This window comes from Neorhizobium sp. LMR1-1-1.1 (genome assembly GCF_040675795.1).
Lineage (GTDB): Bacteria > Pseudomonadota > Alphaproteobacteria > Rhizobiales > Rhizobiaceae > Neorhizobium > Neorhizobium cellulosilyticum.
The window spans coordinates 1-18,570 of record NZ_JBEGHE010000039.1 but is presented as its reverse complement, the minus strand read 5'-3'; the positions used below and the strand labels follow the sequence as shown (position 1 = coordinate 18,570).

Annotated in this window: 19 protein-coding genes and 6 pseudogenes; 11 read left to right on the top strand and 14 right to left on the bottom strand. The window is 57.6% G+C overall.

Translation table 11 applies throughout. The features are described 5' to 3' along the window. Positions 1-619: 619 nt before the first annotated feature. The 4 genes and pseudogenes from MRBLMR1_RS22915 to MRBLMR1_RS22900 form a co-directional block, all read right to left on the bottom strand. Positions 620-1,231, bottom strand: a complete 612-nt coding sequence (locus tag MRBLMR1_RS22915) for a hypothetical protein (RefSeq protein ID WP_148148772.1) — start codon at positions 1,229-1,231, stop codon at positions 620-622. 134 nt (positions 1,232-1,365) lie between these two features. Then, a complete protein-coding gene (locus tag MRBLMR1_RS22910; protein ID WP_500066421.1) occupies positions 1,366-1,773 on the bottom strand; it encodes a SyrB-like regulator in 408 nt (135 codons plus the stop codon). Between the two features lie 938 nt (positions 1,774-2,711). Further along, complete coding sequence (locus tag MRBLMR1_RS22905) at positions 2,712-3,386, bottom strand: IS110 family RNA-guided transposase (protein WP_500066419.1); 675 nt, start codon at positions 3,384-3,386, stop codon at positions 2,712-2,714. Positions 3,387-3,403: 17 nt separating this feature from the next. Then, positions 3,404-3,811 (bottom strand): annotated as a pseudogene (locus MRBLMR1_RS22900) (integrase core domain-containing protein); the annotation flags it as partial. A gap of 39 nt (positions 3,812-3,850) precedes the next feature. Between MRBLMR1_RS22900 and MRBLMR1_RS22895 the strand changes: the two are divergent. Then, positions 3,851-4,039 carry a hypothetical protein gene (locus tag MRBLMR1_RS22895; protein WP_500066417.1) on the top strand — a complete coding sequence of 63 codons (189 nt, stop codon included), beginning with the start codon at positions 3,851-3,853 and terminating at the stop codon, positions 4,037-4,039. Beyond that, the gene (locus tag MRBLMR1_RS22890) at positions 4,039-4,470 is read left to right on the top strand and encodes a type II toxin-antitoxin system VapC family toxin (RefSeq protein WP_500066415.1); all 432 of its coding nucleotides are present in this window, start codon (positions 4,039-4,041) and stop codon (positions 4,468-4,470) included. Before MRBLMR1_RS22895 ends, MRBLMR1_RS22890 begins: the two co-directional genes overlap by 1 nt. Before the next feature lie 509 nt (positions 4,471-4,979). On the opposite strand, the gene MRBLMR1_RS22885 is transcribed toward MRBLMR1_RS22890, so the two are convergent. Continuing rightward, the gene (locus MRBLMR1_RS22885; RefSeq protein ID WP_500066413.1) at positions 4,980-5,957 is read right to left on the bottom strand and encodes a GlxA family transcriptional regulator; all 978 of its coding nucleotides are present in this window, start codon (positions 5,955-5,957) and stop codon (positions 4,980-4,982) included. Positions 5,958-6,207: 250 nt separating this feature from the next. Between MRBLMR1_RS22885 and MRBLMR1_RS22880 the strand changes: the two genes are divergently transcribed. From MRBLMR1_RS22880 to MRBLMR1_RS22865, 4 genes and pseudogenes are all read left to right on the top strand, one after another. Further along, positions 6,208-7,044, top strand: coding sequence for an alpha/beta fold hydrolase (locus MRBLMR1_RS22880; RefSeq protein WP_148148776.1), 837 nt, complete (start codon positions 6,208-6,210; stop codon positions 7,042-7,044). Between the two features lie 191 nt (positions 7,045-7,235). Beyond that, a pseudogene (locus tag MRBLMR1_RS22875) lies at positions 7,236-7,739 on the top strand (Dps family protein); the annotation flags it as partial. A gap of 172 nt (positions 7,740-7,911) precedes the next feature. Further along, on the top strand, positions 7,912-9,387 hold the full coding sequence (locus MRBLMR1_RS22870) for a sensor histidine kinase (protein WP_500066411.1): 1,476 nt from the start codon (positions 7,912-7,914) through the stop codon (positions 9,385-9,387). Next, positions 9,384-9,965, top strand: a complete 582-nt coding sequence (locus MRBLMR1_RS22865) for a response regulator transcription factor (RefSeq protein ID WP_206829464.1) — start codon at positions 9,384-9,386, stop codon at positions 9,963-9,965. Before MRBLMR1_RS22870 ends, MRBLMR1_RS22865 begins: the two co-directional genes overlap by 4 nt. Before the next feature lie 68 nt (positions 9,966-10,033). Here MRBLMR1_RS22865 and MRBLMR1_RS22860 read toward each other — a convergent pair whose 3' ends face one another. The 5 genes and pseudogenes from MRBLMR1_RS22860 to MRBLMR1_RS22840 form a co-directional block, all read right to left on the bottom strand. After that, entirely contained in the window at positions 10,034-10,591 is a 558-nt protein-coding gene (locus tag MRBLMR1_RS22860; protein WP_500066408.1) for a pyridoxamine 5'-phosphate oxidase family protein, read from the bottom strand. 86 nt (positions 10,592-10,677) lie between these two features. Beyond that, on the bottom strand, positions 10,678-10,848 hold the full coding sequence (locus MRBLMR1_RS22855) for a hypothetical protein (RefSeq protein ID WP_500066406.1): 171 nt from the start codon (positions 10,846-10,848) through the stop codon (positions 10,678-10,680). A 130-nt stretch (positions 10,849-10,978) separates the two neighbouring features. After that, the gene (locus MRBLMR1_RS22850) at positions 10,979-11,467 is read right to left on the bottom strand and encodes a GlcG/HbpS family heme-binding protein (protein WP_500066404.1); all 489 of its coding nucleotides are present in this window, start codon (positions 11,465-11,467) and stop codon (positions 10,979-10,981) included. 93 nt (positions 11,468-11,560) lie between these two features. Continuing rightward, positions 11,561-12,494: pseudogene (locus MRBLMR1_RS22845) on the bottom strand (thiamine pyrophosphate-dependent enzyme); the annotation flags it as partial. A gap of 183 nt (positions 12,495-12,677) precedes the next feature. Further along, positions 12,678-13,268 (bottom strand): hypothetical protein, encoded by a 591-nt coding sequence (locus MRBLMR1_RS22840; RefSeq protein WP_148148762.1) that lies wholly within the window; start codon positions 13,266-13,268, stop codon positions 12,678-12,680. Between the two features lie 227 nt (positions 13,269-13,495). Between MRBLMR1_RS22840 and MRBLMR1_RS22835 the strand changes: the two genes are divergently transcribed. Then, complete coding sequence (locus MRBLMR1_RS22835) at positions 13,496-13,654, top strand: hypothetical protein (RefSeq protein ID WP_500066401.1); 159 nt, start codon at positions 13,496-13,498, stop codon at positions 13,652-13,654. 11 nt (positions 13,655-13,665) lie between these two features. Here the strand turns inward: MRBLMR1_RS22835 and MRBLMR1_RS22830 are convergent, their stop codons facing one another. The 3 genes and pseudogenes from MRBLMR1_RS22830 to MRBLMR1_RS22820 all read right to left on the bottom strand — a co-directional run bounded on the left by MRBLMR1_RS22830 (position 13,666) and on the right by MRBLMR1_RS22820 (position 15,440). Further along, on the bottom strand, positions 13,666-14,229 hold the full coding sequence (locus MRBLMR1_RS22830) for a DUF1349 domain-containing protein (protein ID WP_148148775.1): 564 nt from the start codon (positions 14,227-14,229) through the stop codon (positions 13,666-13,668). Between the two features lie 515 nt (positions 14,230-14,744). Then, positions 14,745-15,175: pseudogene (locus MRBLMR1_RS22825) on the bottom strand (plasmid maintenance toxin (PemK-like)). Further along, entirely contained in the window at positions 15,162-15,440 is a 279-nt protein-coding gene (locus MRBLMR1_RS22820; RefSeq protein WP_500066399.1) for a type II toxin-antitoxin system Phd/YefM family antitoxin, read from the bottom strand. The pseudogene MRBLMR1_RS22825 and the gene MRBLMR1_RS22820 overlap by 14 nt, the downstream one beginning before the upstream one ends. Positions 15,441-15,588: 148 nt before the next feature. On the opposite strand from MRBLMR1_RS22820, the gene MRBLMR1_RS22815 reads away from it, so the two are divergent. Together MRBLMR1_RS22815 and MRBLMR1_RS22810 are read left to right on the top strand one after the other, a co-directional pair. Then, a complete protein-coding gene (locus MRBLMR1_RS22815) occupies positions 15,589-15,837 on the top strand; it encodes a type II toxin-antitoxin system Phd/YefM family antitoxin (protein WP_500066397.1) in 249 nt (82 codons plus the stop codon). Continuing rightward, positions 15,834-16,695, top strand: a pseudogene (locus tag MRBLMR1_RS22810) (site-specific integrase). Before MRBLMR1_RS22815 ends, MRBLMR1_RS22810 begins: the two are co-directional and overlap by 4 nt. A 414-nt stretch (positions 16,696-17,109) precedes the next feature. Here the strand turns inward: MRBLMR1_RS22810 and MRBLMR1_RS22805 are convergent. Further along, positions 17,110-17,601 carry a hypothetical protein gene (locus tag MRBLMR1_RS22805; RefSeq protein WP_500066396.1) on the bottom strand — a complete coding sequence of 164 codons (492 nt, stop codon included), beginning with the start codon at positions 17,599-17,601 and terminating at the stop codon, positions 17,110-17,112. 403 nt (positions 17,602-18,004) lie between these two features. Here MRBLMR1_RS22805 and MRBLMR1_RS22800 point away from each other — a divergent pair, with 403 nt between their 5' ends. Together MRBLMR1_RS22800 and MRBLMR1_RS22795 are read left to right on the top strand one after the other, a co-directional pair. After that, complete coding sequence (locus MRBLMR1_RS22800) at positions 18,005-18,469, top strand: IS1595 family transposase (RefSeq protein WP_500066394.1); 465 nt, start codon at positions 18,005-18,007, stop codon at positions 18,467-18,469. Further along, a pseudogene (locus MRBLMR1_RS22795) lies at positions 18,470-18,570 on the top strand (IS5/IS1182 family transposase); the annotation flags it as partial.

Here is an 18,570-nt window from a genome sequence, read left to right as displayed (position 1 = left end):
GAGCGCAGGTTCATCATGTCGTCGGTCATCGGTGGTGTCCCTCAGGTTGGCTCTAAGCAACCCGACCCTACCGGAAATCACCGATGGCTATGAAATCCAGCTACACCACTCCATGGGACACGATCTTTCTACTTTTTAACAAAGCGGACGTCTGACTCCCCCCGCAAAATTCGTTTATATACCTGATATTATTGCGTAATATAAGGTCGTCGTCCATTTTTGACAGACCATTTTGGCGTTTCCGTTCCAGTTTGACACGCTCGTCAGCTTCTATCGCCGTCACCCTTGACACTGCCCCTAAGACCAAGTCCCCGGCGTTGGTTCGACGTTAGCATCATCCCGTGCCACTTCAGACAAAGTACCAAAATGGACTCTCTTAGCGGGTGCGAAACGATCCGCGAAGCCCCGTAACGAGGAACGGAATGGTAGAGACTCCGAGCTTGCCAGGGCGGCGCGCGATGGTAATGAGAATGATTTTTATCAGCTGGCAATGCGCTTACCCAGGTCATCATAAGCGTCATGATGGAAGTCTTTGACGGGCTAATAAAAGCTCTCCCCGAAGAGCAAAGTGGTGCATTAGGCCGAAGACCCGTGAGTGGTCGGCCTTTCACGTTCGCTTTCAATCCTGAAATCGGTCGAGCAGCCTTTTCAGCTGCGCGTTTTGAATCACAAGTTTTTCAGAGAGACAACGTCTCAACTCGGAAATCTCCTGGTTGAGTTGAAAGATCTCTCCCTCAATTGTGCTTTCGGCCACTGGCTTCGCGGTGTGGGCTTCTTCAGGAAGCGTTGTCGGGAGATGAGCCACCGGCGCTTTTACGGAACGCTTCATCCGTTCCGGCTTCGCCGTCGTCGTCAGTTCAACAGGTCCAGTTTCTGCGACGTCGCTAACGGCAGAGTCATTGGGGTGATCTGGGTCAATATCATTCGCAGCCTCAATCGCTACTGCATTCTGCGCATCGTTCAAGGCAACGGTTTGTTCCGCATTTTCAGATGCTAGCTCGGCTGGCGTCACCGGCCCGCTTTTCACTCGCTCCGCTGCAGGCGCAACCGTGTCTGTGCCGCTTTGCACAACGGTAGAGCCATCAAGGCCCGCATTTGCGATCGCTTGATCTTCGGCAGGACGATGCTCAATCGCAATAACGTTACGAGCCTTATCTCTTGATCCGGATTTCTGATCCTCAGGTGCTTTTCGCAACACCAAGTTTGAAAAAAATCTCCATGGTGTTCTCATCGGATCTCAACCTCATTATTTATGAGCGACACATATGCGGTCGCAATTTCAACGGTGCCGGGCTCAGAAGATGGAGCCCGGCAAACAGGTTCATCAAATGCCTTTGTTGAGAGGCCTTTGAGCTTTCTTACGTGTCACTCCTGGCCAAGGCGCTTGCGAAGGTCCGCGTTTTCATCGCGCAGTTTCATGGCCAACTGCTTACGCAGGTTTTTGTTCTCTTCTTCGAGCTTGAGCAAATCGGCGATATCGTCGATCGCTTCGACTGGAGCTGCTGCCTTTTTAGTTACCGAACGTGGTGCCTTCGCCGCCGGCTTCGTAACTTCGCTGGATTTGGCGGCTTTTGAGGCTGCAGCCTTTGTACCGCGCTTAGCGCGAGCAGCCTTGGCTGGTGCGTCAGCAACGTCGGGAGGAACAACAGGGGTTACCGCCTCTGCAACTACCTTCGGAAGTCGCGGCGCGCGTGTCCTTTTTTCTGCTTTAGGTGCCGTCGTTTCAGGGGAAACGGCGCTCGTAATATTGCTCGTAATGTTCTCGTCAGCCATGAATGATCTCCTGTGTGGGCCGCGCTGCTTTTCACAACTCTGTTTATCGCATAGGCGAGGATTTGACAGAGCTACATTGCCGCTTACGCGAACAAGCTTGTGCGGCACTCACGCAATAGCAGTTTGCGGGCGCTGCTTCTGTATTTTTTTTGAGTATGCTTACGCTCGCATTCTGCTACTGAATAATCCTGACGATAGCGCATTGGTCACCTGTACCTCATCGCATCAGAAATCTCGGCAAAGCCCTAGGCAGTGTCCCCATAAACGGGGTTCATCTCGTGACTTCGTTCAGATGTTATGGTGTTTCTCTTGGATCTCTATTTGCAGCCATGTCCTCCGTGTGCTGAAGTCTTTCATGCACACTTCGCAAGGTTCGAAGAGAAGCGCGATATGCGATCAAATTCCGCGCGTCTTCATCTTGAGCGGTCGGGTGAATCTCTTCCGCCGTGAGATCTCTTCGGCGGCTTACTATTTCAGCGATTCCCGCTTGATAGATAGCGATTTGCTCTTCGATAAATCTCTTCATGAAAACCCGGTGTTCTTGCCTATGGGGTGGTAGTGACATGAAGGTAGAGCCGATTAAGCCTCGCGTCTCGCCGGGGTTTACTCCACCGGAAGCCATGCTAGATGGCTTGGGCACGGGATGTCAAATCGCTGCCGCAAGCGACCGCATCACCGCCCATAGTGCAAGAAGTTTTTGCCCATCTGAACGTGTGGTCGAGTGCGGTCTTCTGTCAGGCCTTTCATTGCGGCATTTCGCAAGACCGCTGGCCGGTATGGTGATCTGCGGATCAGATCCAAATCTGATGTGCGAGCTGCAAAGCTCACAAGTTTTTCCTGGTTTTCCTGATCCAGATCGGTTCGATCATTGCGCCCATTCAGGTCATCGACTTCTCATACCTCTTTCACCGGAAGCATCGTATTCTGCACAGCATCGATCATGCCGCTGCTGCCAATAGGTTCTCCCGGTAATCTTCCTTTTTCGTCAGCATGGCCCAGATTTTCCGCGCCATCTTGTTGGCCAGAGCAATGGCGACAAGCATTTTCGGTTTACGTATCAGCATGCGTGCGAGCCAGGAGCCTGGCGTTGGTTTACGGCTCACCACTTGCACTTGTGACATGGCGCCCATGATCAAAAGCCTGGGGATGTCAGCCTGCCCCGCTTTAGACACACGACCAAGCCGCTCTTTGCCTCCAGAAGAGAATTGTCGTGGCACGAGGCCAAGCCAGGCTGCAAAATCACGACCAGACCGGAAGCTCGCCATTGCGGGTGCAAATGCTTCGATTGCCAGAGAGATCATAGGACCGACACCCGGCATGGTCTGAAGACGCTTTGTCGCAACGCCATTCCTGGCAAGGTCAGTCAGTTGGGTCGTCTCCATCTTGATGCGGTTTGTTTTTTCGTCGATCTGCACCAGAAGATCACGGCATTCTTCCCGCACAATACCCGGTAATTCTATCCCGTCATCGGCGATGATAGCGTCAATGCGCTTGATATGGGCTATGCCCTGCGGAACGATCTGTCCAAACTTATAGAGCACCGCTCGCAGCGCGTTCACCAGTTCAGTACGCTGATGAACAAGCCGTTCCCGTCCTCGTGGAGTGCCCCCCATTTCGCCGGACAGATCAGCTATTGAGACAATGCTTTGATGAACTCCCTTGGGGAGGCCATTTTCAGCGCTGAGTGTGGATGGATTTCATTATAGTCTTCGATCCATCCGTCGATCTTCCGGAGAGCTGTTTCGGAGTCCGGAATGGGTGAGATGCGTATGTAGTCCCGCTTCAAGGTTTTGACGAAAGCCTTCGACATGCCGTTGGACTGAGGGCTGGCAACGGGCGTGAAGCATGGGATCAGGTTGAGCGCTTGAGCAAACAGCCTGGTCTCCCTCGCGGTGTATGCACTGCCGTTATCAGACAGATGTTCGATTGCGTGCGGGGCGCTGGTTGCGTTGAAGCGCTTTTCGACGGCCTCCAACATCATGTCTCGAATGTCGGAGCCGGATATCCCGGCATTGGCGACGGCTGCCCATGAGATAATGAGGTACTGGGCCGCGACGCCGATCGTGATCTCATCAGAATGTTAGCGCGCCGCCTCGCAGAAAATGGCCCGGAGTCCGCCAAACTACGTGCGGCTGTGAATGATACCATCAATGGTGAGCCACCCCAAAAAGGCGGAATTCTCGCAGCGCTTCGTCGCTCGCCATTTCTCGGCGCTAATGTTGAAATCTCTCGTCAGCGTGAAGAAGGTCGTGAGATCGATATTTAATGCGCTACCTTCTCGATACCAATATCCTGAGCAGCATCACGAAGCCGGAGCCATCGGCCGCTTTGATGACGTGGATGGCCGATCAGACCGACGAGGATCTTTTTATCGCTTCCCTTACCGTGGCTGAAATCCACAAAGGCATCTTGGACAAGCCCGCCGGCAAGAAGCGGACTTCTCTCGAGACCTGGTTTGTTGGTGATGATGGGCCGCAGCATCTCTTTGCTAATCGTATCCTACCTTTTGACGAAACGGCGGCACTCATATGGGCGCGATTGATGGCCGAAGGAAAAGCAATCGGGCGATCATGCAGTGGCCTTGATACCATCATCGCGGCGACAGCCCAGGCGAACGGATGCATCGTCGTGACCGACAATGAGAAAGACTTTTACGGCATAGAGATATTCAACCCGCTTCGCACCGGCAAAGGCTGAGGAACAACTACCTCCCGACCAAGCCATTTTGACGACGCTGATGGGCAGCGCTGCGCTTTGTGCGCTCCGGCTGCCTCACGCCGGTCGCGAGGGCGCGCCCCGCACCTGACATGGCCGCAACCACGGGCTCCGCCGTGAATTGCCCCCCGGGTTCTGATCCGAGCTGATGTGCAGACAGCTCGGATCCTCGGGTAGCTTTCGGTGGCGGCCGCTGTCGATCGCCCAAGCCGGGCGCGACATAGCCCACCCGTCGGTGTCCATCGCGGAGCGATTTGGGCTTCTGACCACAAATTCCGTTATGATCGATCGCGCGTTTGCCCACCCACACCAGCGCGATTTTCCGTTGAAAGCGTTGGGCGTCCGGCCGGGCCTTCCAGATGGTGGTTCACGCTCCGTCATGGCGATGAACCGGGATTGGCCGGAAGCAAGAGCACCGTCGATCACCAGATGCATTGCAAAGACGAAGCGGAGATCGCAGCCCACGTTACGATGGGGCATCTCCGAAGTGATCAAATGCGCGCGTCGCCACGATAGACGTTTGGCTTCGCGCCCGTCAACCGGCCAAACACCTTCCGAAACGCTGCCGGATCCGTATAGCCGACCGCCCAGGCAATGCTCTCGACCGAACCATTTGTCGTCTCGAGCAACTGCCGCGCCTTCATGATGCGGACGTTCTGCAGATATTCGGTCAGCTTCAGCCTTGTCGCGCGAAAAAAGCGGCGCTGTAGCGTCCTTTCCGAAAGCCGCACGCTATCCGCCAGTTCACCGATCGATTTTTGCAGCTCCGGTGTCGCATGAAACTGATGCTGGACCTGCAGCACCTCCTTGTCGCCGTGATCGAAGCGCGGAAGAAACGCCTTGTACTGGCTCTGGCTGCGACGCGGCGGATCGACGACGAGAAACCGCGCCGTCTCCAGCATCACAGCCTGCCCGAGGAGCTTTTCGACAAGCAGCAGGCCGAGATCGGCCCAGGCGAGAATGCCGCCGGCAGTGATGACGTCACCATCGTCGATGATCATATTGTCGGGCGAGACGTCGATATTGGGAAACTGTTCGGCAAGCCTTTCGGCAAAAGCCCAGTGGGTCGTGGCACGCCGGCCGTCGATCAGCCCGGTGTCGGCAAGGACAAACGCACCGGCACAGATCGAACAGACGGTCACACCGCGCGCATGCTGGGACGCGAGCCATTGCGACGCGGGGCGCATGCTCTGCATTTTCTCCGGCATGATGATGCTCGGCGGCGCGATAACGTAGCTCAGCGAGTGCGCAATTTCGGGGTGTGAGTCCCATGTGCAGGACACATCTCCATCCTCCATCTTCCAGTAGCTGACGCGGATGGTGCGAAGGCTTGTCGGCGTCTGCAGGTTCGTCGACCAGTCGCTGGCGACGCGAAACAGATCGGTTAATCCATAGACGGCGGCCAACTGACAATCCGGGTAGACCAGCAGCCCCACCTCTATGAAATCAGCTTTTTTGCGTTTTGCCACTTTTGCCTCGGATAAAGTCATTTCCGCCACGTGTTTCTGCCAGAAGATCGCGATACCCTCTCCTTGTCAAATACGGAATTCGCAAACACAGCGCGACAGGAGAAATACAATGGCATCCGATACAGATCGGTTTTTCGTGTCGAGACGCAGCGTCCTGCTCGGGAGCCTCGCACTTGCCAGTGTGAGCATTCCGGCGCTCGCCTTCTCACACACCTCTTCGACTAACAGTTCATCACAAGGAGATATCGACATGGGCTTCGTTACAACCAAGGACGGCACTGAAATCTTTTACAAGGACTGGGGTCCGAAGGACGCACAGCCGATCGTCTTCCACCACGGCTGGCCGCTATCGTCGGATGACTGGGATGCGCAGATGCTGTTCTTCCTCTCGAAAGGTTATCGCGTCGTCGCCCACGATCGGCGTGGCCATGGCCGGTCGGCACAGGTCGCCGATGGTCACGATATGGATCACTACGCAGCCGACGCCTTCGCTGTCGTCCAGGCACTCGACCTGAAGAACGCGATCCATATCGGCCATTCCACCGGCGGCGGGGAAGTCGCTCGTTATGTTGCAAAGCATGGCCAGAAGGCCGGCCGCGTTGCCAAGGCTGTTCTCGTCGCTGCCGTACCGCCGCTGATGGTCAAGACCGCTGCCAACCCTGAGGGTTTGCCGATCGAAGTCTTTGACGGTTTCCGCTCGGCACTTGCCGCCAACCGCGCCCAGTTTTTCCGCGACGTTCCGGCCGGCCCATTCTACGGTTTCAACCGGGATGGCGCCAAGGTGCAGGAAGGTGTGATCCAGAATTGGTGGCGCCAGGGCATGATCGGTAGCGCCAAGGCCCATTACGACGGCATCAAGGCCTTCTCGGAAACCGACCAGACCGAAGACCTGAAGGCGATCACCGTACCGACGCTGGTGCTTCACGGCGAAGACGACCAGATCGTGCCGATTGCGGATGCGGCCCTGAAGTCGATCAAGCTTCTGAAGAACGGCCATATCAAGACCTATCCCGGCTTCTCGCACGGCATGCTGACCGTCAATGCAGACGTCCTGAACGAGGATCTGCTGGCCTTCATCAAGGGCTGAACCTGATCCGGTGTGGGTGATCCATGCCGCAGCCCTCTTGGGTCAATGGAGACACGGGAGGGGCGTCAGCGCCCCTCTTAGACGACCTCCACTAGGCAGGTCGCGCCCCGCCTCCGCGCAAGCACTGCCCCGACGCAGCCATGGGCGATATAGACAATGCATTTCCAGAAAAGGAATAGGACCATGGACCAATCAGTCAATTGCGTGGCGCTGCTGCGCTGAAAACGCCTACAGGACTGAGTAGCGACGCGGTGAAGGACATCTCCGCCGGCGCAACCGCCGTGTTGGCGGATGTGTTCCCGCTCTATCTCAAAACCAAGAACTTCCACTGGCACATGTCCGGATCGCATTTCCGTGACTACCATCTGCTGCTCGACGAGCATGGCGACGAACTGTTTGCAATGACCGACCCGTTGGCCGAGCGCGTCCGCAAGGTCGGCGGCAGCACGCTGCGTTCTATCGGCGACATCTCGCGCAAGCAACGCATTGCCGACAATGTCGCCGTTTTCGTCCATCCGCATGAAATGCTCGCCGAGCTGCGCGACAACAATGGTAGCCTTATCGCAAGCATGCGCTCGCTGCATAACGTCTGTGACGAGTATAACGACGTCGCGACCGCCAGCCTGCCCGAGAACTGGATCGATGAGACCGAGAAGCGTGTCTGGTTCCTGTTCGAGACCCTGAGCGACACCAACGGTTTATCGTTTGAACGTCGGGGATGCGGCAATCCTGTCCCGGTAGGATTACCGATTGCCGCTTTCCTCCCGATGAGTATTGATTTGACCATCAATCACTCACCCACGGAGTGGATGTCTCGCGGCATCCTGTCTAATGCGACGATTTCTGAACGAACAACCCCATCTCGCTATGGCCACCGTAATATGGGTCGCGGCCAGTGCGCTGTCGGTTCTGGTTCTCGCTGCGGTCGAATATCGGTCGGGTCGGCAGGAGCTCTTTGAGAGAGCAGGTAGCACCGAAACGCTTCTCGCCGAAAAACTGGCGCAGCACGATGCGCATCTGAGCGCGCTTGGCGCAATCGTCCGGATGTCGCCAGTAGAGCCGTCGCCGAGCATTCAGGGCCTGTCGGAAAACATTCTGGTCCGATACCCCCGTATCGTCGAAATAGCCACGTTCCGTCTCGACGCCGGTGCGGCGCGGATTTTCCGTTATGGCAAGCCCGCCGGAGCCACAGAGGAAAGCGGGCGCCCGCTCGCCGAACTACCAAAACTCTCTAATGTCGGCGATATCGCGAGCCGCGCCCTGCCCGGCGAGCAGGCCTACGATATCTTCAAACTTGTCGAACCCGGCCGGGTCCTGCGTCTGCGGATTGATGCCAATGCGTTGCTGGACGGTGAGAGGGCATCCCGGGATTATTCCACGACGCTGACGTTGAACGACGAGACGCTCGCTGCACACGGTGGCACCGAGCGTGCGCTCCTGGCCGCCACGACAAGGATCGCGATGACGAGCCATACCCAACCGCTCCAGTTGGAAATCAGCCGGTATTTTGGCCCCGGTGAACTCGTTCCGCTTCGGTTGGCCGTTCCGCTGATAATCGGCTGGGCAGCGGTCATCTGGTTGGTTGCGTCCTATAGGGAAACCCAGGCCGAACGCCGTCGTCACGAGGCAAGGGCAGCGCTACTGAAGCAGGAAGCGATGCTCGCGCATGCAGGGCGCGTCAACGCTCTTGGTGAGATGGCCTCCGGCATCGCCCATGAACTAGCGCAGCCGGTGACAGCAATGCTCAGTCAGAGCCAGGCGGCAAGACGCGCCTTGGCCATCGGCCGCCAAGATATCCTCGAAAAGGCACTCGACGCCAACATTCGCGAAGCCAAGCGCGCGGGGGACATCCTCGGACGCATGCGGGCCTACATCTCGGGCGCGCCGGCCGATATCAAAATGGTCCCCCTCGATGAAGCGATCACCGAGGCCATGCGCCTCGTCGAAGCGGATATCAAAGCACGGGCCATCAGCCTCAATATGGTCATTTTCCCCGATCTGCCCGTCGTGCCGATCGATGTGGTTTCCTTTCAGCAAGTTATTCATAACCTCGTTCGCAACGCTGCGGATGCGGTCGCCAGATGCCCCTCTCCTCTCATTACACTGACAGCTCGGCGCGAAGGAGACGGCGTTGCCATTGAGGTCGCGGACAATGGGCCAGGCATCGAGACCGGCTCGCTCCATCGGATTTTTGAACCATTCTTCACCACAAAACCTGACGGGATGGGCCTTGGCCTGCCTCTATCGTCGCGACTGATCGAGCGCATGAATGGCAGTCTCGAGGCACATAATAACGGCGGCGCCACCTTCGTCATCCACCTGCCACTGGGAGAGCCCGCATGATCTACCTCGTCGACGACGACCTCGCGGTACGAGAGGCCATGACGCTTCTGCTCGCCACCTACGGCAAAGAGGTCACGGCCTTCCCTGATGCCGCCCACCTGCTCGCCCATGTGGAAAAGTCGAAACCGGGAGTCATGCTCCTCGATCTCAGGATGCCTGCCATCAGCGGACTGCAGCTTCTGAAGAAGCTTGAGGATCTCGGCATCCGCTGGCCGGCCATCATGATCACGGGACACGGCGACGTGGAAGCATGCCGTCGCGCATTCAAGGCCGGCGTCGTCGACTTTCTTGCAAAGCCGGTCGATGAGCATCTTTTGATGGAAACGATTGCCACTTGCGAGGCCGCGCTCGACGAGCTTCTCATCTGCCACGAGAACAGTCAGTTGCTGAAGCATCTCACCTCTCGGGAACGGGAAGTGATTGAGCTCGTGTCCAAAGGATTTGGAAGCAAGGACATCGCGGCCGCGCTCGACGTGTCGGTCCGGACCGTCGACAGTCATCGGGCGAGCATCGCAACGAAACTCGGAACACCGGCAGTCGCGGAGCAAACCCGCATCTGGCTCATGGCGCATCGGTAATGCAAGGCACGCCAACTGCCATTATTACTTAATACGAGCCAGCTGGCTCGAAAATGTTCGCGGCTCGGCTAGGCGTCGTCGAACATTCCAGTGGGTAGGCCATCCATGCTGTATGTATTCTTTTCCCGACGATAGACCTCGATACCATCCGGGCCTTTTGCCGCGGTCCATTGGTCGAGGCTTGGCCGTTCGGCTTTGTAGTCGAACAGAGGGACGCCGAAGCCGCAGGAGGTTTGAACCAGGTCGATGTCCAGCAGAATGACCTGCCGGGCTCCTGAGGGTTCCGAACCGTTGTCGTGGCTGATCAGGATATTCTCGTATTCGGGACTGTCGCGGCGGATGGCCCGCCCGCGACCGTAAAGGCGCAAGATCATCGGTGGCCCTTCGACCGCACAGAACATGATCGTCAGCCGACCATCCGCGCGCAAATGCGCGGCGGTCTCGTTTCCACTCCCGGTCCTATCCAGATAGACCACCGTATTTGCATCAACCACCCGCAGACAGCCCGTCTCCCTCGGCGAAATATTCACCCGGGATTGGCCGGTCGCCGAGGCTGTGAAGAAGATATGCTGCCGACCGATAAAGTCCTTGAGACGAGCGTCAATGCTCTCGAATTGCTTTGCCACGGCCGATGCGTCCTCTTGATCACAAATATGGAAGATAACCACCTAACCTGCAGGAGACCACGCCTCCGTAGGTGGCTGCAATGGTGTCACGGTAGGTTCAGGTCCAACCCGAGCATTCGGCTCAAGGAGAACGCGAAAAGCCCGACGGCAGCTAGCGCGATCATAAACAACGCGATCACCTTGCCGCCAGTTTGCAGCAACGCTCGCGTCGTCCCCTTCTCTCCCTGGTCGTACTGCCATTTTACGGCGAAATACATCGCCACCCCCAAAGCGATAACCTTGAACGTTGCAAAGACTATAGGAACCCAGTCATACGGAAAACTCTCGTGCGAGAAAGCGGCCCAGGGGCGTCGGCTACTTCGTTCGACGCCCCCTGACATCGCGGGGTTAGTTGATGCGGGCGCTGACCTTTTCGATCGCCTCGTTTGCGCATGCCTCGTCCAGATTGCCGCCCGGTGCGCCTGCAACGCCGATCGCACCGATCGTATCCTTGCCGGCCTTGATCGGAACACCACCGGCCAGGACGAGGAAGCCCGGGATATCCGCCATCCCGGCAGCAACCGGGTTCTTGGAAACGTTTTCGGCGATCGCGCTGGTGGGATTGCGCGACGACGCCGAGGTGAAGGCCTTCTGCGTAGACGCATTGACGGTATGCGGACCTGCATTCTGGGAGCGCACCAGTGCAAGAAGGACACCCGACCGGTCGGTCACGGCGGCCGACACGTTGTAACCATCGGCGGTGCATGCAGAGACGGCCGCCTGAGCGATATCGACCGCGAGCGTGGTTGCGATGCTGGTCTGCTGCAAAGTGTCCTGGGCAACCGAGGGGGCCGTTATAAGCGCGCTGGCGGCGAGAGCGATCAGAAGAGTTTTCATCTTGGCAACTTTCTTTCGGTTGTTGATGGCTGTGAGCTTACAGGGAGCCATGATGGGGTGAATTCGGGTGGTCACCGATTGGGATCGGTAGGATTACTGAGCCGCCTCGACGACCGGCAGCCTCGCTGACAACTCTTTGACCAGCACGCGCTCGTTCTCGGAATAGTCGATTGGAACTTCGACGAGATGCACGCCGCCCATCTCGAACGCGTCGTTCAGGGTCGATTTCAGATCCTCTGATGTGCTCGACACGCGTGCCCTTTGCGCCTTAAGCCTCGGCGTATTTGACGAAATCGGGGTTTCCGAACGTCATCCCGAAATCGGTGAACCGATCGATCGCCTGTTTCCAGCGGATCATACCGTAGGCATCGTCCTTGATCAGGAGGATGACGAGGTTCAGCCGCAAACGCACGGCGGTCTCAAGCTCCTGGCTGTTCATCATGAAGCCGCCATCCCCACAGACCGCCATGACGCGCCGCGTCGGGTAAAGCATGGAAGCCATCATCGCTGAAGGGAGCCCGGCTCCCATCGTCGCCAAGGCATTGTCGAGAAGCAGTGTATTCGCGACATGGGTCCGGTAGTTGCGCGCGAACCAGATTTTGTACATGCCATTGTCCAGGGCAAGGATCCCGTCGGTCGGCATAACGGCGCGGACGTCGTGGACGATCCGTTGCGGCGTGAAGCGGGCTTCAAGCTCCCTGTCGGCGATGCGCGCGAGGATCCCTTGCCTGAGATAGATCAGCGCTTTTGCGTTTGGAAGCCTGCCCTCAAGCCGGTCCGCCAGGAGCTTGAGGGTGGGCCCGAGATCCCCGATCACCTCGGCCTGAGGGAAATAGACCTGCTCGACAGTGGCCGGCTGGTACCCGACATGAACGGCCTTCGCTCCGTTGCCATTCATCATGAAGGGAGGCTTTTCGATCGTGTCGTGTCCGATCGTGATGATGAGATCGGCCCGTTCGACGGCCTCGTGGACATAGTCCCGCTCGGAAAGAGCGGCAGTACCCAGATAGAGGTCCACGCCGCCTGGGCGAAAATTCGGCTGAAGGCGCTCCAAGCTCGGATTGCTGAGCTGGATCAAGCCAGAGTTGCACTCAAGCGCCTCGTGGGCGAGTGCGCGTCCGGAAAGACCCGGCCATGTCCGATCCTGTCATCCTTCGGCGTCTGAACAAAGCAGTTCGCCGAGGCGTGCTAGCCATCAACTATATCGCCCTCACGGTCCCGGATCGGTGGAATGAGCAAACGATCTCTCAACGGTCTCATCGCCAAGAGTTGCTTCAAAAGGCTGCGCCAGCTCTTCGCCTCCTTTTTGAAGCGCTTCGTCACGCGACGTAGCGGCTGGCCAGATTGCAATATCGATGATGTCCGGATCGACTGGGACGCTCTCATCCCTGCTGCCGTGAAATTCCATCCAGTTGATCTGGATCATGCAGTCAACGCTGTCCACGAGGAAAATAGGGCCGCATGGCAACGGATCGGGCAGCGAGGGGCTGGATATCGCGAACGACTTCGATGGAAACGAGGCTTGGGTTTGTTCTATGCGCGTCCACAGATTGCCGCTCATTGGCTCGGTGACCGGATGCTCCGGTTCGCTGTCATAGATTGCGATCCTGATATGTTGTTGAAGGCAGGACTGGGTGTAGACAACCAAACCACTGGGCATCACGGATAGGCTGCGCGTCTCCATCTCGGAAGTGATCTCGCCTGGTGGCGTGAACCCATCCTCAGCTCGGTCGACCAAGTAGAACTGGCCGTAGTCGGACTGCCAGGCGAAAGTCGCGCATCCTCGCAGCGATGATGACACGGTCTTGCTCCTATTTGACTAGCGTGAATGCCCGCCCAGTTATCCGAGGGGACGTTTCTGTATATGCGATGATAGCAGGCAACGTCCATCAGGCGATTGTCAAAGGCGAGCCCTCGGGTGGTCGCTTCCGTGTCCTGCGTCCCGACGGGTCAGCCTTGTCGCTGGTGTCGTTCGGTCGCTGCCTCCGTGACGATATCGGCGTTCCCACCTTTTACACAGAGGCTGTCATGGCAGCTTCGTCGCCTCAGGTCGCCGAAGGGAACGATGGTTTGGAGGCACATTGCCGTGCGGCGCTGGCGTTGGCGCAAGAAAGAGGCAACGAGCTCGCCATCCGCTATTTGTCCTCTGCTATCAATGTCGTCACCTCGACGTCCCATAAGGCCTGACGGGAAAAAGGCTAGGCCGACAAGTCGTGTAGATCTGTGGTGATTGCGTCGCCCAAAGAGAATTCGGAGAACTGCACCTTCAGACCAGCACGTTCCGGCGTGCAGGCCATAGGTCCCACCATATACTTCTCACCGCTCGGAAAAGCCGCTAGCCGCAGCAGAGGCCAGGTGCGGCCATCCGAACTCGCCTGGATTCTTGCGGCACCCTCCCTAAGAGTGATCCGGATGGTGAAATCTTCGAGATCGTCGAACGGCTGAGACACCGACCAGTCGGATGCACCGTTCGTTACCACGGTGGAGAGGAAGCGTTCGCCATCCGTGAATTCGACGCCAGTCTTGATCCAGCGATCTGCATCGATGCGCAACATAAGCCCAGCCTGGTCATAGAGCGACCGGAATTCACCTTGCACCCGCACTCTTGCCGTAAAGTCTCCGGTCGCAGGGATGCCGAGCATATGTCCGCTGTCCCGGTTGAAGCCATAATGCGTTTTCCGCCAGAAGTCCGTATTCTTGTCGGTTGTCATGGTGAGGGTGCTTGGAGACGCCTTCCAAACCGCTGGCTCGTTCAACCACATGCCGTATTCGAGATTTTTGTTCACTTCATCCCCTTCATTTGATCACCCACGTCAGCGCCCAGGAAATTCCTGACCTCAGATCAGATCTTTTCGCGTGTGAGCGAGATCGATCCTGGAGTTGTAGCCATGCTTTTGCGGTAGATGGAACAGTGGACCATGAGAAAAGGCGACTTGCCCTCCGCTGGACATCCAGCGGCCGGCCGTAGGCGCGCTCTGCCTTGAGACTAAAAGATCCTGTCCCTTCTAATGCCTAAGGTGCCCACGATTATCATCCACGTTGCCGAGGGACGAGTGAAAACGACGGTCTGGTCTGGTAAGTACAACCCGGCGCAATCTGAATATTCATTGCATTTGCTGCGTGGGCACTGGGTTAAACAATGCTGCAACTCCCATGATAAGTATCGCTTATCGGAAGTGATTGATCTGCGCCCGCAAATCACCGAAAATCGGCCCGACACACGATGGTGGCGCCGCTCAGTTCGGCCCTGTTGGAGCGATGGATGATGCGGAAAAGATTATTCGCTGCGCGGCGTCGCCCGGTGCCGCTGGGCTTTTGCCAGTTCGACAAACCGCCGCTTGACCTCAGCGAACAATGCCGGCGGCAGGGGCCCGAAATATCCGGTGTCGCTGTCGACGGGCCGCATGTCCGGACCCGGCCAGACAAACCTGTTGCTTTCGGTCAGCACAATCCACGAGCGCTCGTCGTCGAGCCCCAGGCGCCGTTTGGTCGCCGGCGGGATTTCGATCGCCTCGTCCGGATTGTTAGGCGGCTATGGGTGATCGGCAGCACCCGCACCGCCGGCGTGCCGTCGTCGAGATGCGCGACAATCGCCAGCACCAGCGCCGGGCGGTCCTTGTCGCCCTCTTCGCGGCCTTCAATAAACTGCCAGTGCCAGAGATACGAGTAGCGAAACACCCAGCCGATTTTTGGCTCAGTCGGCAGCATGCTTGCCCGTCAGCAATTCGGCATTGAGATGATCGAGCGCCCCGTCCATCTCCGAAGCTTCGATCGCGGCGAGATCGTCGTCGCCAAGCGCGCTTGTCAGCTCGACGCGCCGGTCGCGCTTTGTCAGCCGCAGATAATCTTCGTAGGCGATCAGCACCGTGCGCGGCCGGCCGTTCTTGGTAATGATCACCGGATCGCGGACGGCGGCATCCTGATAGGCGCCAAAGTTTTTGGAGACTGCGGCAGCCGTAACTGTGGAGGTCATGTCAAAACTCCTTTTTACGGAATATACGGAAATTACGGAAGTTTTGCAACGGCACGATGCCTTCGGTATATACGTCGCCAGTCTGTGCCACGTCGGGCGCTCGTTATTGCTTGCACGTGTAGCGACCAGCGTGGATTAGGGAAAGAGAATGCGTGTTTTCGTTGATGTCGATGAAGCCGGCGAGCGGTTCGAGGAGTTGATCGAGCTCGCACTCCGAGGTGATGACGTGCTGATCTGCCGTGCGGGAAAACCGGTCGCAGAGCTGACCGCGATTTTGAAGACCGCGAGCCCGGCGGATGAACTTCGAATGCTGATGGATGAAGGGCGAGCCACCGTGCCGGCCGGCACCACCTCGAACCACGACGATTTCTCTGACGAACATGGACTGCCAAAATGAGTGCTGTTGATCGCCGCGCCCACGAACTCGATACGATCGCCGCCGTGTTGCCGATGGAGCGGCGTGACGAACTCGCCGAGCTGTTGAGCGATCAGGACGTCGAAACACTGCGGCATCTGGTCAACGAAGGTATGGGCGAACACACTTTGCGCGCCCTGACGTCTGATCTCGCCTATCTGCAGGCCTGGTCTTTGGCGGCCACGACAAAATCGCTGCCATGGCCGGCGCCTGAGGCAATGCTGCTGAAATTTGTCGCCCATCATCTGTGGGATCCGGCAAAGCGTGAAAACGATCCGGACCATGGGATGCCGGCAGAGGTTCAACAGAACCTTCGTGGGCAAGGGTTTCTCAAGGTGACCGGCCCGCATGCGCCTGACACGGTGCGCCGGCGGCTGGCCACCTGGTCGACGCTAACAAAATGGCGTGGGCTGACCGGCCACTTCGCCTCCCCTGCCCTCAAGTCGGCCGTTCGCCTTGCCGTCCGCGCCACACCGCGGCCACGAAAGCGCAAGAGCGCCAAGGCAGTCACCGGCGATGTGCTGGCCAAAATGCTGGCGACGTGCTCGAGCGGCAGCCTGCGGGACATCCGCGATCGGGCGATCCTGATGGTGGCGTTTGCCTCCGGCGGACGGCGGCGCAGCGAGATCGCCGGGCTCCGCCGCGAGCAGCTGACGGACGAACCGCCGATCGCCGTCGAGGACGGCCCTCCCCTTCTCTCGCTTGCCATCCATCTCGGGCGCACGCGGCATATCCCTCCCCGAGGCGATGGAGCAATCACGCCATCGCTCGGTTCAGCAGGTATCGAGCTATTACAACAATGCCACTCGCCGTAGCGGAAGAGCGGCACGGATGCTTTGATAACTAGGGATCCATCCGACTTCGACGTGCTAGTCTCATTAGACTCGACCATCGCCGCCCGTCGAGGGAGCGGTTAAATGTGTCGCCGTTGCTAGCTGAATCACGCCTCAATCTTCAGCCACCGAGCGTCGACTCGCGCCAACCGTACACTGCTTTCGCTTCCATTGAAATTTGCGGAATTAGGTAGCAAATGCCACAAACTCCATGGTTGTGCACTTGCGTCTATGCGACCTAAGTTGGTCGGGCTATTGCGCTTGTAACAAGCCAATAGATCGCTTCCCCCTCGTCAGACACACCAGTCGCCCCCTCGCTCCACACCGCGACCAGATCAGCCGAAATTGCCACAGCGGCTGTACAGAACCTAGAGGCCTTGTCGCATACCCTTTCTGGTTCACCGATCAGCAACTTCATTCTTTATACTTGGTCGGAGACTAGCTCCTGCCCCACGGTCACCCTCTGTTTGAGAAGGTGGGGAGCCGCCTTACGGTCCAGGAGCAGAAATGTTTTGGGCAGGTCCTCTAGTTTTCCAAGCTTCTTGTTGTGGCAAATTGATACCGCCCAGTCTTGTGATAGATGGGGGCAAATTCCTGCTGAAACGAGGTACTCACCGTAGGTACCGTATGACGAAAGATAAAACTCTATCTGGCTCACTTTGAGCGGAGTATCGGCGCTCGTTGCAAGTTCCTGAAACTTCTTCTGGTCGTTCCGTTTTCGCTGGCTGAGATATGCTCGATCCGTCGTTACGGATTCGACGGCGACAAACGGTGCCTGGATCAGGGTGCTACCAACAACGAAAAATCCGTCGGTTGCCAGGTGGGCAACGTCTGGAGGGCTATTCTCACCATCGCCACACGATACGAGCGAGAACACCAAGAGGGTCAAGCACAGTATGGAGTAGCGTTTCACACTTGTAACCTATGATCGTGAGATGGCTAACCTAAGCCGCAATATACTATCTCATATCAATGCGATCGGAATCCTAAGATTCTTGGTTTGCTGTCCATTAACTAATTTCCTGGTCATCGATCGACTCCCAGCGTTCCGCTTGATACGAGTGCGGCATGGTTACGATTTCGACACGAATAGCCCGCTGATCTGGACCGCCTTACGAGGCGGCGCATCCGCTCTTGTTCGTTTTCTGAGGTGACCATGCTCCGCGCCAAACTCCCAATTCTGTCTCCCAACGCCTACGACCCCTTCGAAGCTGAGGCGCGGAGGTTCGAAATACAATCGATGTCTCTGGCCTGATCCCGAAGAGGAGACTGGCCAGCACTTCCTACTGACAAAGAAGGCCCGCAACGTCGATCCGATGGCCATCTGGGGCATCACCGAAGACGAATCCTACGATCTATTCTGCGAGTTCCGATGGTCCGCCAACCGCGGCCAGCCGTTCTGCCCCGCCTGCGGCGATCTCGACCCATACTGCATCCGTCGCCGCCGCTTCCGTTGTTCGCAAGGCGACTGCATGAAGGAGTTTTCGGTAACCTCTGGCACAGTCTTCCATTCTCGCAAGCTTCCCTTCAAAAAGCTTGTGATGGCGATCTGGGAGGACGTCACGGCCGTGAAGGGCATCGCGGCTCTGCACCTGACGCGCAAACTCGGCGTCGAGTACAAGACCGCCTGGGTGCTGCTGGCCAAGATCAGGGAAGCCATCGGCAAGCGCCGCGCGAAGATGAAGCTCTGGGGCTCGGTCCAGATCGACGGCAAGTATATCGGCGGGCACATCAAACCCGAGAACAAGAAGGAAGGTTCACCAACATGGTGCCAACGCTAAAAAGGGGGATCTGCCGATCCTTGCATGGGACGTTCGCGTGGCGGCCTGACAACCAAGATCCACGCACTTGTCGATGCCGATGGTTTGCCGGTTCGCCTGGA

What these genes read in the sequence shown, in the direction of transcription:
- MRBLMR1_RS22850 (WP_500066404.1), bottom strand. Translation starts at nt 11,467, where the DNA reads ATGAAAACTCTTCTGATCGCTCTCGCCGCCAGCGCGCTTATAACGGCC.
- MRBLMR1_RS22910 (WP_500066421.1), bottom strand. Translation starts at nt 1,773, where the DNA reads ATGGCTGACGAGAACATTACGAGCAATATTACGAGCGCCGTTTCCCCT.
- MRBLMR1_RS22855 (WP_500066406.1), bottom strand. Translation starts at nt 10,848, where the DNA reads ATGTATTTCGCCGTAAAATGGCAGTACGACCAGGGAGAGAAGGGGACG.
- MRBLMR1_RS22895 (WP_500066417.1), top strand. Translation starts at nt 3,851, where the DNA reads ATGTTAGCGCGCCGCCTCGCAGAAAATGGCCCGGAGTCCGCCAAACTA.
- MRBLMR1_RS22865 (WP_206829464.1), top strand. Translation starts at nt 9,384, where the DNA reads ATGATCTACCTCGTCGACGACGACCTCGCGGTACGAGAGGCCATGACG.
- MRBLMR1_RS22905 (WP_500066419.1), bottom strand. Translation starts at nt 3,386, where the DNA reads ATGGGGGGCACTCCACGAGGACGGGAACGGCTTGTTCATCAGCGTACT.
- MRBLMR1_RS22820 (WP_500066399.1), bottom strand. Translation starts at nt 15,440, where the DNA reads ATGACCTCCACAGTTACGGCTGCCGCAGTCTCCAAAAACTTTGGCGCC.
- MRBLMR1_RS22835 (WP_500066401.1), top strand. Translation starts at nt 13,496, where the DNA reads ATGGCAGCTTCGTCGCCTCAGGTCGCCGAAGGGAACGATGGTTTGGAG.
- MRBLMR1_RS22830 (WP_148148775.1), bottom strand. Translation starts at nt 14,229, where the DNA reads ATGTGGTTGAACGAGCCAGCGGTTTGGAAGGCGTCTCCAAGCACCCTC.
- MRBLMR1_RS22815 (WP_500066397.1), top strand. Translation starts at nt 15,589, where the DNA reads ATGCGTGTTTTCGTTGATGTCGATGAAGCCGGCGAGCGGTTCGAGGAG.
- MRBLMR1_RS22915 (WP_148148772.1), bottom strand. Translation starts at nt 1,231, where the DNA reads ATGAGAACACCATGGAGATTTTTTTCAAACTTGGTGTTGCGAAAAGCA.
- MRBLMR1_RS22890 (WP_500066415.1), top strand. Translation starts at nt 4,039, where the DNA reads ATGCGCTACCTTCTCGATACCAATATCCTGAGCAGCATCACGAAGCCG.
- MRBLMR1_RS22870 (WP_500066411.1), top strand. Translation starts at nt 7,912, where the DNA reads ATGGCCACCGTAATATGGGTCGCGGCCAGTGCGCTGTCGGTTCTGGTT.
- MRBLMR1_RS22800 (WP_500066394.1), top strand. Translation starts at nt 18,005, where the DNA reads ATGGCCATCTGGGGCATCACCGAAGACGAATCCTACGATCTATTCTGC.
- MRBLMR1_RS22880 (WP_148148776.1), top strand. Translation starts at nt 6,208, where the DNA reads ATGGGCTTCGTTACAACCAAGGACGGCACTGAAATCTTTTACAAGGAC.